The organism is Pistricoccus aurantiacus (assembly GCF_007954585.1).
Classification (GTDB): Bacteria; Pseudomonadota; Gammaproteobacteria; order Pseudomonadales; family Halomonadaceae; genus Pistricoccus; species Pistricoccus aurantiacus.
In genome coordinates this window covers 2,726,118-2,742,253 of record NZ_CP042382.1, presented here as the reverse complement: position 1 = coordinate 2,742,253, position 16,136 = coordinate 2,726,118, and the positions used below count along the sequence as shown (strand labels likewise).

The following is a 16,136-nucleotide window of genomic DNA, read 5'->3' as shown; positions in this document are numbered from 1 at the left end:
ACACAAGAACCAGCCGACTCAGCCGCCATGACAAAATGTACCATGCCCTCCGCTTCCTTTCCACGCTGTAAAGGCCGTCGGATCGTCGCCAGTTTCGATGGCGGCGATGTCACTTCCGACGGCGGCATCTTGTTGTTGCGTCAGCTCGACCGTGAGATGAGCCTGACACGCGCCGTGGCCCGCCGGCTGACCGATGAGCGTGATCCTCAACGCTGCCACCACCGCACGCAAACCTTGGTCCGTCAGCGTGTCTTCGGCCTGGCCCTGGGCTACGAAGATCTCAATGATCACCACGCGCTGCGCCATGACGTCGCTCTGCAGACCGCCGTCGATACCGATGGCGTGCTGGCCAGCCAGTCCACCCTGTGTCGCTTCGAGCAACAGGCCAACCGAGACTGGGCGGTGGCTATTCATGAGGAGCTCATCGAGCAGTTCATCCGTTCCTTCCGCAAGCCACCCAAGAAGCCGCTCTACCTCGACTTTGATGCCACCGACGATCGCGTGCACGGCGAGCAGCTCGGGCGGCACTTCTCCGGTTACTACGACCACTACATCTTCCTGCCGCTGTTCGTGTTCTGCGGTGATCAGCTGCTGGCCAGCTATCTGCGCCCGGCCTCGCGGGATGCCGCCCATCATGCCGGCGCCGTCCTGGCGCTGCTGGTCCGGCGGCTGCGTCAAGCGTGGCCTGAGGTACGGATCGTGTTCCGCGGTGACAGCGGCTTCTGCCGCCCGCTGATCCTCAACTGGTGTGACCGTCACGATGTCGATTACATCATCGGCATCGCCGGCAACAAGCGCCTGGCCAAGCGGGCATTGGACACCGACTACGCGTCGGCCATCCGCTTTGAGGAGAGCTGGGAGAAGCAGCGTGTGTTCGGCTTTATCGAGTACGCGGCCAAGAGCTGGAACGCGCGTCAACGCAAGGTGATCGTCAAATCCGAGACCAGCCGGCGCGGGTTCAACACGCGCTATGTGGTCACCAGCCTGCGCGGCTGCAGCGCCGAGTGGCTCTACGACCACCGCTACTGCGCCCGGGGCGAGATGGAGAATCGGATCAAGGAGCAGCAGTTCCTGTTCTCCGACCGGACCAGCTGCCACGCGTGGTGGCCGAACCAGTACCGCCTGCTGCTCTCGGGGCTCGCCTACCTGCTGCTGGAGCGGCTGCGTCGGATTTACCTGAAGCGCACCGCCTTCGCCCAGGCGCAGGTCAATACCATCCGCCTGAAGCTGTTGAAGATCGGCGCCGTCATCACCCGCAACACCCGCACTATCCGGCTGATGTTGAACAGTCAGTGCTCGGAACAAGACCTGTTCCTGAAACTGGTCAGCAAGCTGGTGCCGGGATAGCGCTGCGGCGTGCTGTCCCCGGCACAGAAAACACAGGGGGTAGGGGGAAGTGCGCCCGGAGACCATGAAATTGTTCAAGAACTAGCCAATTTCAGGCCGTGAGAGCCATCACCCTCACCGAGCCCAGTATCTAAGAGTCGCTGGCCAGTCTGGTGCAATTTTCGGGCTAGCGGTTATGCTAAATTGAGCTATTTAGTCGCGAGGTCACGATGCGCAGCCTATCGTTTTTCTCTTCAAACCAGAACCCAAGCGCGCTCAAGGGGGTCGGCTTTGGAGTAAGCGCCTATCTCATGTGGGGCTGCTTTCCGTTGTTTTTCGCCTTGTTCGAAGGCGTGCCCGCCTGGGAGGTGCTGATTCATCGGGTCATCTGGGCCTGCGGCTTCCTGGCTATCGTGATCACCCTGCTGCAACGCTGGTCGCCGGTGAAGGCCGCGCTGCGCGAGCCCCAAAGGCTAGGCCGAGTACTCGCCTGCGCGCTGCTGATTTCCTTCAACTGGGGGTTATACATCTATGCGGTAAGTAGCCATCAAGTATTACAGGCAAGTTTAGGCTATTTCCTCACGCCTCTGGTCAATGTCGCTTTGGCCCTGGTGGTACTTCGTGAACGTATCACTGCCCTGCAGACAGCTTCCGTCGTCCTGGCGGTCATCGCTATCGTCGTGCAACTGGTTGCCTTGGGAGAATTACCCTGGATTTCGCTCACCCTGGCGCTGACCTTCGGCAGCTACGGCCTGCTGCGCAAACAGGTCATGCTGGACGGGCTTTCCGGTCTTTTTGTCGAAACTCTGCTGCTGTTGCCTTTGGGCCTGTTGGCGTTCGGTTGGCTGAGCGCCAGCGGAAACTCGCATTTCGGTGAGACCTCCCGCCAGACCTGGCTGCTCATCGCCAGCGGCATGATCACCGCCATGCCGCTACTAGCCTTTGCCGGCGCGGCTCGCCGTCTGCGCCTGTCGACTCTGGGCTTTCTACTCTATATCAATCCCACGCTGCAGTTCTTGATTGCCCTGTTCGTTTTCCGGGAGCCCTTGAATCAAATCCAGCTGATAAGCTTCGTGATGATCTGGACCGGGCTTTTGCTGTATATCTGGTCTGCCTGGCAGTCTCGCCCTCGCCCCACAGCATCGGCGACACCGACGAGATAGCCTTTATCGGCAGGCACGAACCCACTCTAATCCGCTCTGATCAAGGCGCCCTGATACGATGCTACTGAAGCGCTACCTGCCTATTCTCACCTGGCTACCGCATTACAACGCGCGTCTGTTCGGTGCGGATCTGCTGGCAGGCCTCATCGTCACGATCATGGTGATCCCGCAATCCTTGGCCTACGCCATCCTGGCGGGATTGCCGGCGGTGGTCGGACTTTACGCCAGCATCCTGCCGTTATTGGCCTATACCCTGTTTGGCACCAGCCGTACCCTAGCGGTGGGACCGGTGGCGATTCTCGCCTTGATGACCGGAGCGGCCTTATCTCCCATCGCCGCGCCGGGGAGCGAGCTTTATCTACAGGCGGCGCTGGTGTTGGCGCTGCTTTCCGGCGTGATACTCGTGCTCATGGGACTTTTTCGGCTGGGCTTTTTCGCCAACTTCCTGAGCCACCCGGTAATCTCCGGTTTCCTCAGCGCTTCCGCCATTCTGATCACCGCCAGCCAACTGGGAAATCTGCTGGGCGTCTCCGCCAGCGGCCACACCCTGATCGAGCTCGTGCCCAGTCTGATTACAAGCCTTGACAAGATTCATCTCGTGACTCTGGCGATTGGCGCAGGCAGCCTGATGCTTCTGGTCGTCATGCGCCGCTGGGGCCGGATGACCCTGGGCCGACTTGGCTTGAACGACGGCCTGGCGGGCTTGATCGCCAAGACCGGACCGGTATTCGCGGTGGTCATCACCACCCTGATCAGCTGGGGATTCGATCTGGAAACCCTAGGCGTCGCCGTGGTGGGTGATATTCCTAAAGGGCTGCCGCCGCTGACGCTGCCGGCTTTCGATGCCTCCCTCTGGCATCAGCTTTTGATACCGGCACTGCTGCTCAGCGTAGTGGGCTTCGTGGAGTCCGTTTCCATGGGCCAGATGCTGGCAGCAAAGCGGCGCCAGCGCATTTCCCCCAATCAGGAACTGGTGGGGCTGGGCGCCTCCAATCTGGTGGCTGCCTTTTCCGGGGGCATGCCGGTTACCGGCGGACTGTCTCGTACGGTGATCAATTTCGATGCCGGTGCCCAGACTCCCGCGGCGGGTAGTATCGCCGCCTGCGGCGTGGCGCTGATCACTCTGCTGATGACGCCGCTGCTCTATCATCTGCCGATCGCGGTACTGGGCGCCGTGATCACCGTATCGATCCTGACTCTGGTGGATATCCGTATGCTGCGCTTGGCCTGGGGCTATTCCCGCAGCGACTTTGCCGCCATGGCGGTGACCATCCTGCTGACGCTACTGGAAGGCGTCGAGGCGGGTATCGTTGCCGGCGTCAGTCTTTCCATCGCTCTGTTTCTGTATCGCACCAGCCGACCGCATAGCGCTGTCGTCGGCCTGATGGCAGGGTCGGAGCATTTTCGCAGCGTCACCCGTCATGAAGTCGAAACCCTCAGCCACGTCGCCTTTCTGCGTATCGACGAGAGCCTGTACTTCGCCAACGCCCGCTATCTCGAGGACACCCTCTACAACTTGATCGCCAACCGGCCGGAGCTCGAGCATGTGGTGCTGATCTGCTCCGCGGTCAATCTCATAGACGCTTCCGCCCTGGAAAGCCTGTATGCCATCAACGCTCGACTCAAGGATTCGAAGGTCACCTTGCATCTGGCGGAGGTCAAGGGGCCGGTGATGGATCGCCTCAAGCACAGCGATTTTCTCGACACCCTGACCGGGCGAGTCTTCCTGAGCACCTATGCGGCCTGGAAGGAACTGCGTCCACGACCGGATCAACCATGAACGGGAATCGGGAAGAGATGCCATGACCGTCACCGAGAGCGCCGTCGAGGACGCGCTGGGTCCACTGTTTCTGCTGATCCTGCTCGGTACCCTGCTCCGTTGGCGGCGTTGGCCCGGCGCAGATTTCTGGCCGCGGCTTGAACGGCTGATCTACTTCCTGCTGTTTCCCGCCATGCTGCTTGCCACCCTGGCCACCACGGACGTTTCTCGACTGCCAGTGGCGCGCATGGCGCTGGCGCTGCTTGGGGCCATGATCGTTTTTGCGTGTCTATTGTGGGCGCTGCGCCGGCGGATCGAACCCGAAGGCGCAGGCTTCACCTCGGTCTTTCAAGGGTCGCTGCGCTTCAATACCTACGTGGGAGTCGCCGGTGCAGCCGCCCTGCATGGCAATGCGGGCGCCACGGCGGCGGCGGTGGCCGTGGCGTTGATGGTGCCGGTGGTCAACGTGCTTTGCGTGACGAGCTTCGTCGCCGCGGGCACACTGGGAACGGCAAGTATCCGTAAGAGTCTTGGCGCGCTGGCTCGCAACCCCTTGATCCTGGCCTGTCTGCTTGGCATCGCCCTCAACCTGAGTGGCCTGGGGCTACCGGGCTGGAGCGAAGAGACGGTTAGTCTGCTGGGCCGCGCGGCGTTGCCCCTGGGACTGGTCGCGGTGGGAGTGGCGCTGCGGCCCGCGACGCTGCTGCGCCTGGATCGAAGCGTCTGGGTCGCCAACCTGACCAAGCTTCTGTTGATGCCCGCCCTGGTGCTGGGCCTGGCCACCCTGTTCGAACTCGACCCAGTAAGTCGTGACGTGGCGCTTCTGTTCGCCGCCCTGCCCACCGCGACTTCCGCCTATATCCTCTCGCGCCAGCTGGGCGGCGACGCGGAGCTGATGGCAGCGCTGATCACCGGGCAAACCCTGCTGGCGATGCTGACCCTGCCGCTGTGGCTCATGTTGGCCGGTTGAAACCCGGCAGGTATCCCGCACAAACGCATGCTACCCGAGGCGCATTTGCTTTAGTACTACAGTTGCAGATAATCGCTGAGCGGCATGGATACCACGGTCCCTATTGCCCGCTGTCGTCTCACCCAGTGATGATACTGGGCGATGCGCTGATGCCACCGACGCCAGAGGGACCAGCGCAGGACACTCTCAATTCCTCGTCGTCGCCAGGCAACGGCAGTGAGACACAGCCATCGCCGCATTTCGGCCAGAGAGAGGACCACGGGCCTTGCCCACCCAGGCTCAGCAACAGGCTTTTTTTCAACTGGCGACGGCGCAGCGTGACCAGCAAGGCATAGGCGGCCATCACCCGCGTGATATGACGATGCCAGCCTGTCCACGTCCGTACTTCATACTGATCCAGGCCCAGTTGGGACTTGCTCTCCTGGAAACAGCGCTCGATATTCCACCGCGCCCCGGCGGCCAACGTCAGATCCGCCAGTGACGTGCCCTCGGGGGCGAAAGTGAGGTATGCCGTCATCGCCCGCTTATCCTCCAGAGAGCGCCGTACCAACACCCCACGCTACCACCCTTGGAATGGCCCCGGATTGATGGCCAGAAACGCCCAGTCAGACAGCCGCGGTCCCTGGCTCCCGGCGCCCGCGCTAAGCCGGGTCCAGTCGAACTCGGCATTCTCCTGCAATACCGTCAGCAGATCACCGACCTTGCGTTGCTCCAGTCCCCGCCACACATGGGTCTTGCGGCTGACCGCCATCACGTAGCCCTGGTCGCGTTCCTCCAGGGCCCAGCGTAGCTGAAAGGACTCGCCATAAACGGCATCGCCTGTCACCCAGCGGGCCGTAACCCCGCTGTCCAGCGCATGGACCAGCATGTCCCGGGCCAGTGCCGTCTTGGGCTTGTGACCCACCGTCTCGGGAATGCCCGCCTGGCGGCAGCGTTTGCGATCCTCTGCCCAATCCCGAGGAAGGAACAGAGTGCGATCGATCAGGCCCTGACCCCAGCAGCTGGCATAACCGAGAAACACGCCGATCTGACAGTTTTCGATCCGGCCGGCGGTCCCGCTGTACTGGCGCTTGACGCCTGCCGAATGCCGGCCCTTCTTGAGGAATCCCGTCTCATCGACCACCAGCACCCCATCATCATCGCGCAAGGCCTGGTAGACGCGTTGTTGTACGGCATCGCGGGCCCCGTCTTCGTCCCAGCGAGCGCGGTTGATCAGATGCTGGAAGCCGTAGGGGCGTGTGTCGCCCTGGTGCTCGGCCAGTTGCCAGCTGTTGCGTCGTTCGATGTCTCCCAGCAAGCCGCGCAGATACGCACCCAGGCGTTCTCTTGCCTCGGCACGCTTGACATAACCGCCCAGTTCCGCCACCCAGGAAGACAGTTCCGATTCCCAGACATGGGCTTGCTCACGCAGACCCTCAGGGGTCAGGAGGTCATTCAGCATGGCATACCTCACTCACGATTAGGTGACCAACAAAGTATAGCGTTTATCTACAACCGTAGTATTAGGGTATATCGGTGCGCATTATCCACCGCTACTCGAACCACATAAGCAACGAAACCGCAACGCAAAAGCTGTCGCTGTGCTTGGTCTTGTCGGGAGCATTGCGATATAGTTGTACGGCATCTCCGTACGTAATGGTGAAATTATGGATGTTATCAGTGTAAACAAGTTCAGAGACAACCTGAAAAGTCTTGTGGAGCAGGTTGTCAGTAGGCATGAACCCCTCAAGGTGACGCGTCGCGCAGGAGCAGCATTTGTGGTCGTGAGTGCTGAGGACTGGGAAAGAGAGCAGGAAACACTGCATGTTCTTCAGAGTCGGGATCTGATGCAACAGATTGCGGCCTCCCTCGACACCCACACCCGTGGCCATGGGTACACACCCACCGACGAGCAGATGAATGAGATCACTGGTATTTGAGGGCAACACTTGGGAAGCGTATGAAAAAATGCGTGAGAAGGACAAGAACCTGCACAAAGCGCTCTGCAAGCTGCTGAAAGAAATGCTTCGGTCTGAAGACCCATCAACTGGTCTCGGAAAACCAGAGCCGCTTAAACACAGCCTGTCGGGCTTATGGGCCAGGCGTATTTCACAGAGGGATAGGCTCATATACCGGTTCGACGAAAGATACATTTATATTTTCGCCATCGGTGGCCACTACGACCAACGCTAATGTTGGTCCTACTCACGAAAAATAGACACTCGGTTATGCGCCTCTGCGCTCGTATTTCACCGGACTGACATAACTCAAAGCAGAGTGTCTTCTCTTTCGGTTATAAAAGATTTCGATGTGCTTGAAGATAGCGAATTCGGAGTTTTAGCGATCCCTGACATAGCTTCCTCTTTGCATTTAATGCCAACAGCATGTGCGGCTGGGGAATGGAAGCGAAGCCGCAATGTAGTATCCGTCGCCGTGCCTGTAATTGCTTGCATTTCTCAATATATTGCCTCCGTATTCGGCAGATGCCGACTCATCGCGATGGATACGGAACCAGGTTACATACAGTGCAGGGACGAAGAACAGAGCCAGTAACCGAGCGATACCATTAGCCAAGCGGCACCCTTTCCAATCTCTCACCAAACCACTGTTGCCTGAGTCCGCGCTGCCGGTCGAGAATAATCGCCAGATAGTCGCGCAACGGGTGGTCGCTGGACAGCGCTGCGCGGTGTTCAAGAAGCGAGGCTTGCGCCTTCATCTGAGTGGCCGGCAGATGATCGGCGGTGGCGTGGTGAATGAGCCACTCCAGCGGTGGCAGAAGCAAATGCGTCGCTTGGCTGGCAATGGCAAACGTAATACCGGCGGCATCGAAGTCCCCCAGATAGACGTGCGGCTTGCCGGTCGCCGTCCAGGTTTCGGCCAGCACAGCGAAACCCCCGCCGTAGTGGCGATCGCCACGGTAGATCACCAGCGGCTGCCGAAAGCGGTCGATGGCCTCGATATCGGGGGTGAAGGCGTAGAAGCTGTCGAGATTTTCCACTTGGATGAGGATGTCGAAGCCGCCTAGATCCAGCGACTGCCAATCGAGATCACGGTACTCGCGGGATTCACTGGCCAGCCACGGTGGCCGAGACAGCGCTGGGAGGCTCGCCAGTACCCGCCTGGTGCGGGGACGTTCGCGTACACTCTTCGCCTCGATCCCGCCTTGCTCGGCCTGTTGCGTGGTCGTGCGGCCACTCAATGCGATATCGAGGGGCGGATGCCCCAGGCTGTCCAGCACCTCGTTGATTTCGCCGAGCAGCCGGCGATCGAAGCGCAGCGTATTGCCCTGGCGATAGACAGCGAGGTCTATGTCGTACTGAGCGCACCAGGCCTCGATCTCTTTCAGGGCCTTTCCACTGCGCGGTTTCCCCACGGCGGGCACACGGTGCAATGTCTCCTCGACGCAGCGCAATAGCCTGTAAGCGCTGGGCGAGAGAGGGCGGGTCATGCTGGAAGCGCCAGCTGCAGCGTGACGTCGTGAATCAGCCGCAGGTGATTGAAGCGGCTGGCCTGACTCTCCTCCTGATGCAGGCGGAAGGCGCGCTGCTCGGTGCGTGGCAGGCCCTGGTATTCCGCGATCACCTGGAATAGCCATATTTCATCCGCCCACTCCAGATCGCCGGCGTGCAGATACGCCAGGGCACTGATCCCCTCGCGGTCGGGATGATCGACCACCGTCAGGTAGAAGCGTTCCACGTCCTGCTTCAGGGCCTGCTGGCGGGCAGCGACCAGGGTTTCTTCCCGGGCCTCGGCGGGTTGCGCGGCAGCCACCGTCTGCGGCTTGTGTGCCGGCACGGGTAGCCGGTGCAGCAGCTCGGTGAGTACCTGAGTATCCAGATGGCGGTCAAGCGCCGGCGCGGCGGCGGCGATGAGCGGGGTGGCCTGGTTGACCAGTGCCGGAACGTCGCTGCGGCGGGCGTAGTTGCCGGGCACAAACCCGGGGTGCTCGCGCAGGAAGGCGGCCATGCCCGCCACCAGGCGGCTACGCGACTGCTGCTGGCGAAAACGCGCCATCAGTTCCGTGAGTCGGTGCTGCACTTCGCGCAGGTTGGTGTAGTGCTGGCTGAGCTGCTGCTGCAGCTGACTGATCAGCAGCTTGCGCAGTGCACCGTCGCTGCCGACCAGCTCGATCAATTCATCAAAGTCGATCAGCGCCAGTCCGTCCAGCAAGCGTACGATCTGCTTCTGGGCCCGGTCGTTCTCGCGGATCTTGTCGTTGAGACGGCTGACGAAGCCGAAGTCGCTGTTGAAGCGCTGCCAGAGGCTGTCGATGGCATCGGCAAAGCGGCCGTTGAGGTCATCCACCTCCTGGCGCAGACGCAGCAGTTGCTGCTCCTGTCGCCAGTGCTCGCCGTGGCTGCGTGCCTCACGATAGCTCTGCACCAGGCCGCGCAGGAGTTCCAGGGTTTCGGCCACATCCGCATTGACATGGCGGCGGGTCTCGTCGGCGAGCATCTCGGCGATCAGTTCGCGCACCTTGGGGGCGAGCTTGACACCGCCGTGTTCATCGGGACGCCACAGGATGCGCGCTGCAAGCAGCTTGCGCAACGCCGAGTCGCTCAAGGTGTCCAGCGGCACCTCGTCGCGGGTATAGCCTTGCATCAAGGCATCGGCGTGCTTGCCGAGCAATGCCATCCGCTCGACACCCGTGGCGATCAAGCGGCTCTCCAGAGCGTGGGACTCGCTCTCGACTCCTCCTTTCACAACAGGGCCTCCTGGGTCGCCGGGCCCTCTTCGTCGACGGGCAGGTTCTCCTCGTCGCGGATGAAGCGCACCAGGTCTACCAGGTAGTCGATCTTGCCGGTAACCAGATAAACCTGGCGCTCAGCATGAGGCTGGAGCAGATAGCCGTGCTCTTTTAGACGCTTGAAGACCTGCTTCATCTGGGCGTCGAGCTGCTCACTCTGGGAGCCGAAGAAACTGTCCGTGGCCAGCCGTTCCAAGCGCTCGCGCAGGCTCTGGTTATCCTCGCACTTGGCGCTGAACTCCGCCGGCTTGAGCACGTCGCCGGGAGCGAGCAGGGCGTCGCGTCCCAGCGCTTCCTGAACCAGCTGCAGCCACTCCAGCAGGGGGAGCAGGCTGTTCAGCGTGTCGCCGAGCTGACGTGACAGTTGGTCGCGAGCGCTATCGTTTATTTGCCGCCAGGCCAGGAAGTAGACGCTGCCCTCGGGGTTGGACGCCAATCGCCGGTTGAGCGGTCGCAGGTAGGTATCGATCTGCTCGCGGGTTTGCTCATCCTCCAGCCGGCGAAAGGCGCTCTCGTCGCTCACCGCGCAGATGAACTCCCCGGCCAACAGCCGTTCCAGCAAAGGGCCATGTTCGATCATCAGGAGACCTCCTCGGCGGCGCGGGCCTGCAGGCGTTGGGCCAGGCGGCTCAAGCGCGGCTCGATGCGTTTCAGGTGGCGACGGTTGGGCTGGCCTGCGTCCCGGTCGATCAGGTAGCGATTGTGGAACAGCAGCAGTACATCCGACTCGGGGTTGGGGAAGGCTCCGACGACATGGATGTGATTGCTGTCGCAGGCCTCGAATAGCTTTTCCACGTTGTGGTAGGCCAGGGTGCCGATCTCGTCGATGGGCCAGTGGATGGCGATCTCGGCCTGACCGCGCAACAAGCGGGTAAAGGCGAGCAGGAACTTGCACAGGATCAGATAGGCCATGCCGTGGCTGGAGGACTCCAGCAACTGGCGGTCGTTCTTGATCACCAGATCGGTGCCGCCCTCGTTCAGTTGCAGCTCCAAGCGCAGCAGACTCTCGAAGCTGTACTGCTGGTCGCTGCGCAGCAGATCCACCACATCGGCCAGGGCGTTGAGATAGTCGTCACTCGGGAGGCCCACGCCGCGCCATGCCCGGAAGTATTCGGCAAACTGCTTCAGCGGCTCCCAGAAGCCCAGCTCGTCGATGGTGGACTGGATGCGAACCTCGGCCTTGCTGATTCCCTCGAGGCGCAGGTCGTCGGCAACCTCCTCGGAAAGGCGGCGGCTCTGCGCGCTGATGCGGCGGTTGAGGTCGCGAAAGACGGTGAAGAACTTGTCCAGGTCATCGCCGAGGTTACGGCCCTGCTGGATCAACTGCTGCTGCTGGTCCTCCAGTAGCGTGAGCATGCCGCGCAGCAGCAGTAGCTGATGCCGAGGGCTGGTGTTCTGCTCGGCGTCGTTCCCCGTCAACTTCGCCCGCTCGGCATCCAATGTTTCGACGAAGCCGCTGCTGCCCCCCTTGATCAATTCGCCTTCCACCTGCTCACACCCCTTGCGCAGGGTCTCGAGTTCGCGGCTGCGGCTTTCCATTGCCTGGCGGGCACGTTCGATGCGCTCGTGCACATCGCCTGGCGCCTCGCCGACCGGCTGGGGCGCGGCGGCCAGTCCCAGTCCCTCCACCTGGGTCAGCAGCGGCTTCAAGGCATCGATCACCTGCTGTTCGGCATCGCATTTGGCCTTCAGCTCAGTGACCGTTTCCAGATGTCTCGCCTTGGCCGTCTGGAAGTCGTTCCGGCACTGGTCGCGTTCCCGCTCGGCGGCCTGCTTGTCACGAGAAAGCGTCGACTCCTTGTCCACCAACTGCGGCTTGCGTTCAGCCCACTCCACGCGCATAAAGCGGAGGTAGGCTTCGAGCTCCTCCTGGCGCGCCGCGGTGGTGCGGATACGTTCCTCCAGCGCGGTCAGGCGTGACCGGGTCTCTTTCAGCGTCACCGCGTCGACCCCCTGCGCCTGCAGTTCCTGATCGAAGGCGGCTTCCAGCTCTTCTTTCTGACGCTGGTGCTCCGCCTTCAGGTCGTCGAGTTGGCGTTTGTGCTGGCGGATTTGCGCGTCGAGGCCATCCAGCTGGCTCTGAGCGTCGGCCTTCAGTTCCAGCAACTGTGCCTGGTGGGTATCGGAAAGCGTTTCCAAGGCCTCGCGCTTTTCATCGCGTAATGCCTGCTGGGACGCTTCCTCGGCTGCCAGCGCCTCTTCGCAGACGCGGCGGCGCTCTTTCTGCTGCCGGGTATGGCGCTCCTGCAGCTGGCTGCGTGCCTGGGTGGCGTATTCCACGTCCTGCTCGGCACGCTTGAACGCGCTGCGCGACTGCCGCAGTGTTTCGTCGGCTTCCTTGACAAGGTCATGCCGCGCCTTGAGCCGTTTTTCCGCGGCCTGAACATTGCCCTCGGCCCGGGCGTGTGCCGCTTCGGCCGCCTCGATGGCCGCGAGCAGGCTCGCCTCATCCTGGGCATGATCCGGCAGCGAAATGGCGGCCAGATCGAGGGTCACGCCAAAGAGAGCGTCGTGCTCCACTTCCGTGAGCTGGGGGGAGAGATCGCGGCGCTCCAGCAGTTCGGGAGCGATCACCTTGCCCAACCGCTGTTCCCATCCCGGGCGGTGATAGCGCAGAAAGTGGCGCAGGCTGCCCTGGGCGGGGTCGCGCTGCTGGTACAGTGCATAGCGGTGACCCTCCGCCTGGGCACGCTCATGGCGTGCCTCCTCGAGTCCACGTTCGGCGGCGTCACGCTCGCGTTTCAGCGTTTCGTGCTCATCACGCACGCCCTGCAGAGAGGTGGAAGCCGCATTGCGATCACTTTGCGCCTGGTCGAGTCGCGCCTGGGCCAGCTCGGCTTCCTGGATCTCCTCCGGCGTCTGGGCACTGGAGGCCATCTGTGCCTTGAGTCCCGCCAGACGCTCGACGCCTTGCTCGATACGGGTCTGATAGGCGGTGTCCAGATCGGCGTGCTCGGCGCGATAGCGTTCGTCCAGGGCGCGCTCGGCGTCCCACTGGCGCTCGCGGCACGTGGTTTTCTCGTCGCCCAGGCCGTCGATCAGGCCTTGCGACGCTTCGGTTTGGCGGGCCAGGGTGTCGGCCAGTTCCCTGAGTCGGCCATCCAGCCGGGCCTGGCTGGCCTGGGCGGCCTGTTGTATGACGCTAAGGTGCTCACGCAGCTGCTGGCACTGCTCGCGCCACTGGGGCAGGGCGTTCAGATCGCGTTCCAGCGCCGGCATGTCCGCCTCGGCATATGCTTCGTATCTGGTTTGCAGATCGTCGAGATCGCGTCGAGTACGGTCTAGCTCGCTGTCCAGTTCGCTGATGCGTTCGTTGAGCGCATCCCGTGTCTTCACGTAGCCCTGCTCCTGGGCCTGGAACTCGCACTCCTGACGTCCCAGCCGCGCCTCGACGTCGGCCAGGGTCCGTTCGGCACGATGGCGGTCGGCCTCGAGCTGGGGCTTGAGCTGCCACAGGGCCGTCTCCAGGTCGGCGATCTCCCTGTCCACATCATCCAACCGTCCCAGCATCTGTTGCAGTGGCTCGAGGCGCATGGACTGGCGCATCTGCGCGATCCACTCCCGGGCCTTGGTATTGCGAATGCGGGTAACCGGCAGTTCGACGCCGTCTTCCTCGAAGATCGCCGCCAGCATGGTCTTGAGGGTGTCCATCTTGCCCTCCTTGGCATGCACCGCCGAGACCAGTTTCTCCATGTGGCGGATGCGGTGCTCCGACTTGACCAGGCTGAACTGGGCGGCGATCTGGCGCAGTTTGAGGCCGTCACCTCTGCTGCCATGGTGCTGGGTGAAGTCGTTCTGAATCACCGAACGGTACTCGGACGTGGCTCCCAGCTTGGACGACACGCCGATCCCCTCGCGGCGCAGCCCGCTGGCCCACTGGCTGTAGTCCAGCGCCGCCATGCCGGCATCGCTCTCCACCAGGTAATTTTCCGGGCGGTAGGGCGCCGCCACGAAGCGGTATTCCACGCCACCCTCGCTCTTGCGGGTCAGCACCGCCTGACAGATATTGCCCGCCTCGCGGCGATACTCGTACACCAGATAGCTATTACGGTGCGGCAGGTAGAAGGCATCGAACTTCATCCGCGTCTTGGGCACCACCTTGTTGGGGAGCTCACCATAGAATACCGGTACCAATCGCTGCAGAGTGGTCTTGCCCGAGGCGTTGGTGCCGCAGATGTTGGTGTGCCCGTCGACACTGAGTTCGACCACGCCCTCGAGGTGGCCGTGGATCATCACGATTCGTAGCAGATGGGCCATGCTAGATCCTTATGAATCTTTAATGCTAAAAAGCATGGCGATCTCAGTCGCCAAGCGCAACCGCCGGGGATTTCTGGGCCCGAGGATTCCTGGGATAGTAGCGTTCCGGCATGCGTTCGATATGGGTAAAATGCTTGGTGTCCTTGTAGGGCATCTTCATGAAACCGGACACACCCAATCCTTCGATCAGATCGATGGAAGCCAGAATATCGTCAAGCTGGCGACGAAATTCCTCTTCCCGCTCCGGATCGAGCAGGCGGAAATAGCTGTGAATCTTCAGGTGTGTAGGCAGCGCTTCGAAGATCAGCATGCCGGTATGGTGAATGGCGTTGAGCGCCCTGAGGGAAGTGATGATCTTTTCCGGCAGCACCAGGAATTCCTCGGGGTCCGGGCCGTCCTCGAAGTAGGAATGCAGGCGAGTCTGGTCCTCGATATCCGGCATGGCGCTGACTTCATAAGGCAGATGAGCGCCTTCCGGCATTCGAAAGGGTTCTTCCTGACTTTCCCGCTCCACATGCAGGGTATCCCGTGCGTTGAACAGGCAGCTCTTGAAGATACCTTGGCGGTAGATGGTACGCGCCAGATTGACCATATTGTTGACCGCGGCGACAAAGGCGGTCTTGAGCGCCGGCGCCTGAAGGTTGAGGGAGCTGTCGATATATACCCCGTCGGTTTCCCAGCGCACCGCCAGCCCGCCGACCACCGGATAGCGTCCGAGCCGACTGACCGCGGCAAGGAAGGCCTTCTCGGTTTCTCCCATGTTCTGCATGAAGTTCTTGTAGTAGCGATCGAGCTGCACGTCGTTGATATCGTTGAGGGTTTCCGGCCCGCCTTCTTCTCGCAGAAAAGATTTTCGCGAGCTGTAGACCACCGTGTCGATTTCTTTTGGACTCGGTCGCGTCCACACAGGCACCAGCGCCACCTCCCTTGGCGGCTTGAATTCCACCATGACGGTGCGCGCCATGCGCGCCATGTGTTCGATGAAATAATCTCCGGCCTTGGCACGCAGGCGCGGATCCGGGTCGAGCATGCCGTCCAGGGTGCGGGCGAATTCCATGGGCAAGCCTAAGGAGGTGGCGGGAATCCCTCGATGGCCGAAACGACAGGACTGGGCGGAGGCCAGGGCGTAAAGCGTACCTGCCGCGCCCTGCTCGTCGAAACGCGGCGAGGATAGCCCGCCGTTCAACTGTTCCTCGCCGATGAAATAGACATCGCCCAACCGGGCGTTGGTCTGCTGCAGGTTGTCGGACATCAGTTCCATCACGCTGCAGGCCACCGGCTGCAGGTTCTCGTCGAGCTGAGCAAATACCGAGGAACCCCAGTCGATCAGGGCGATATTTTCCGTGGCAGCATCGAAGACCAGATTCGACGGCTTGATATCCCCATGCACCAGGATGCGATCGCCGCGAATGCTGTCCACGTTGCCGGATAAACGGCGCAGATGGCGTAGAATCTCTGCCAACTGATCGGCGATATGCATCACCAGACGTGGCGAAAGCCGCCCCTCCCGCAAGGAAATTTCCTCGAGGTTCTCCCCCGGTGCCCGCTCCATCACCAGGATCGACTGCTGGCGAACCCGCTGATAGGCGATCAGGTGAGGCACCCGGGGGTGATCCACCTGCTCGAGCATGAAGGCCTCTTCCTCGAGGCGATCCTGCAGATGCTGGGGCAGCGTGACCCGGGTGAACTTGAAGACGTAATGAGCGTCTTGCCCGTCATCCTGGGTCGTCACTCCGGCGAACACGAAGCCGTAGGCACCCTTGCCGATCAATTCGATCTGTCGATAGCCCAACTGACTAAGCTGAGTCTTGCACAGCTCGACCCAATCCTTGAGTTTCTTGGCATCCTGGTGGCTGAGCAGATAGACCGACTGCTCCTCAGGAATATAGAACTGCTGCAGGGAAGGCTCGGCCATCGACATTTCTCGGTGAATTG

General features: G+C 61.6%; 13 protein-coding genes. 6 read left to right on the top strand and 7 right to left on the bottom strand.

The genetic code is table 11. The annotated features are described in order from the left end of the window. The first annotated feature begins 27 nt into the window (after window positions 1-27). From FGL86_RS12905 to FGL86_RS12890, 4 genes are all read left to right on the top strand, one after another. Window positions 28-1,347, top strand: coding sequence for an IS1380 family transposase (locus FGL86_RS12905; protein WP_425468287.1), 1,320 nt, complete (start codon window positions 28-30; stop codon window positions 1,345-1,347). Between the two features lie 209 nt (window positions 1,348-1,556). Further along, window positions 1,557-2,489: an EamA family transporter RarD gene (gene rarD, locus FGL86_RS12900; RefSeq protein ID WP_147184924.1), complete on the top strand. Its 933-nt coding sequence runs from the start codon at window positions 1,557-1,559 to the stop codon at window positions 2,487-2,489. Window positions 2,490-2,547: 58 nt separating this feature from the next. Next, window positions 2,548-4,269 (top strand): SulP family inorganic anion transporter, encoded by a 1,722-nt coding sequence (locus tag FGL86_RS12895; RefSeq protein ID WP_147184923.1) that lies wholly within the window; start codon window positions 2,548-2,550, stop codon window positions 4,267-4,269. A gap of 22 nt (window positions 4,270-4,291) precedes the next feature. Continuing rightward, window positions 4,292-5,218 carry an AEC family transporter gene (locus FGL86_RS12890; RefSeq protein ID WP_147184922.1) on the top strand — a complete coding sequence of 309 codons (927 nt, stop codon included), beginning with the start codon at window positions 4,292-4,294 and terminating at the stop codon, window positions 5,216-5,218. A 118-nt stretch (window positions 5,219-5,336) separates the two neighbouring features. Here FGL86_RS12890 and FGL86_RS18025 read toward each other — a convergent pair whose 3' ends face one another. Both FGL86_RS18025 and FGL86_RS12885 read right to left on the bottom strand, forming a co-directional pair. Further along, on the bottom strand, window positions 5,337-5,735 hold the full coding sequence (locus FGL86_RS18025) for a hypothetical protein (protein ID WP_222433755.1): 399 nt from the start codon (window positions 5,733-5,735) through the stop codon (window positions 5,337-5,339). A 42-nt stretch (window positions 5,736-5,777) separates the two neighbouring features. Next, entirely contained in the window at window positions 5,778-6,659 is an 882-nt protein-coding gene (locus FGL86_RS12885) for an IS701 family transposase (RefSeq protein ID WP_222433754.1), read from the bottom strand. Window positions 6,660-6,831: 172 nt separating this feature from the next. Between FGL86_RS12885 and FGL86_RS12880 the strand changes: the two genes are divergently transcribed. After that, window positions 6,832-7,137: a type II toxin-antitoxin system Phd/YefM family antitoxin gene (locus FGL86_RS12880; protein ID WP_246131624.1), complete on the top strand. Its 306-nt coding sequence runs from the start codon at window positions 6,832-6,834 to the stop codon at window positions 7,135-7,137. Continuing rightward, window positions 7,118-7,390, top strand: a complete 273-nt coding sequence (locus FGL86_RS12875; protein ID WP_147184921.1) for a Txe/YoeB family addiction module toxin — start codon at window positions 7,118-7,120, stop codon at window positions 7,388-7,390. Before FGL86_RS12880 ends, FGL86_RS12875 begins: the two co-directional genes overlap by 20 nt. A gap of 373 nt (window positions 7,391-7,763) precedes the next feature. Here FGL86_RS12875 and FGL86_RS12870 read toward each other — a convergent pair whose 3' ends face one another. The 5 genes from FGL86_RS12870 to FGL86_RS12850 all read right to left on the bottom strand — a co-directional run bounded on the left by FGL86_RS12870 (window position 7,764) and on the right by FGL86_RS12850 (window position 16,116). After that, window positions 7,764-8,645: a DUF7281 domain-containing protein gene (locus FGL86_RS12870; RefSeq protein WP_147184920.1), complete on the bottom strand. Its 882-nt coding sequence runs from the start codon at window positions 8,643-8,645 to the stop codon at window positions 7,764-7,766. Then, window positions 8,642-9,832, bottom strand: coding sequence for a hypothetical protein (locus tag FGL86_RS12865; RefSeq protein WP_147186200.1), 1,191 nt, complete (start codon window positions 9,830-9,832; stop codon window positions 8,642-8,644). Before FGL86_RS12865 ends, FGL86_RS12870 begins: the two co-directional genes overlap by 4 nt. A 65-nt stretch (window positions 9,833-9,897) precedes the next feature. Continuing rightward, the gene (locus FGL86_RS12860; RefSeq protein ID WP_147184919.1) at window positions 9,898-10,524 is read right to left on the bottom strand and encodes a condensin complex protein MksE; all 627 of its coding nucleotides are present in this window, start codon (window positions 10,522-10,524) and stop codon (window positions 9,898-9,900) included. After that, window positions 10,524-14,201, bottom strand: coding sequence for an ATP-binding protein (locus FGL86_RS12855; protein WP_147184918.1), 3,678 nt, complete (start codon window positions 14,199-14,201; stop codon window positions 10,524-10,526). The genes FGL86_RS12860 and FGL86_RS12855 overlap by 1 nt, the downstream gene beginning before the upstream one ends. A gap of 43 nt (window positions 14,202-14,244) precedes the next feature. Then, the gene (locus FGL86_RS12850; RefSeq protein ID WP_147184917.1) at window positions 14,245-16,116 is read right to left on the bottom strand and encodes a protein kinase domain-containing protein; all 1,872 of its coding nucleotides are present in this window, start codon (window positions 16,114-16,116) and stop codon (window positions 14,245-14,247) included. Window positions 16,117-16,136 lie beyond the last annotated feature (20 nt).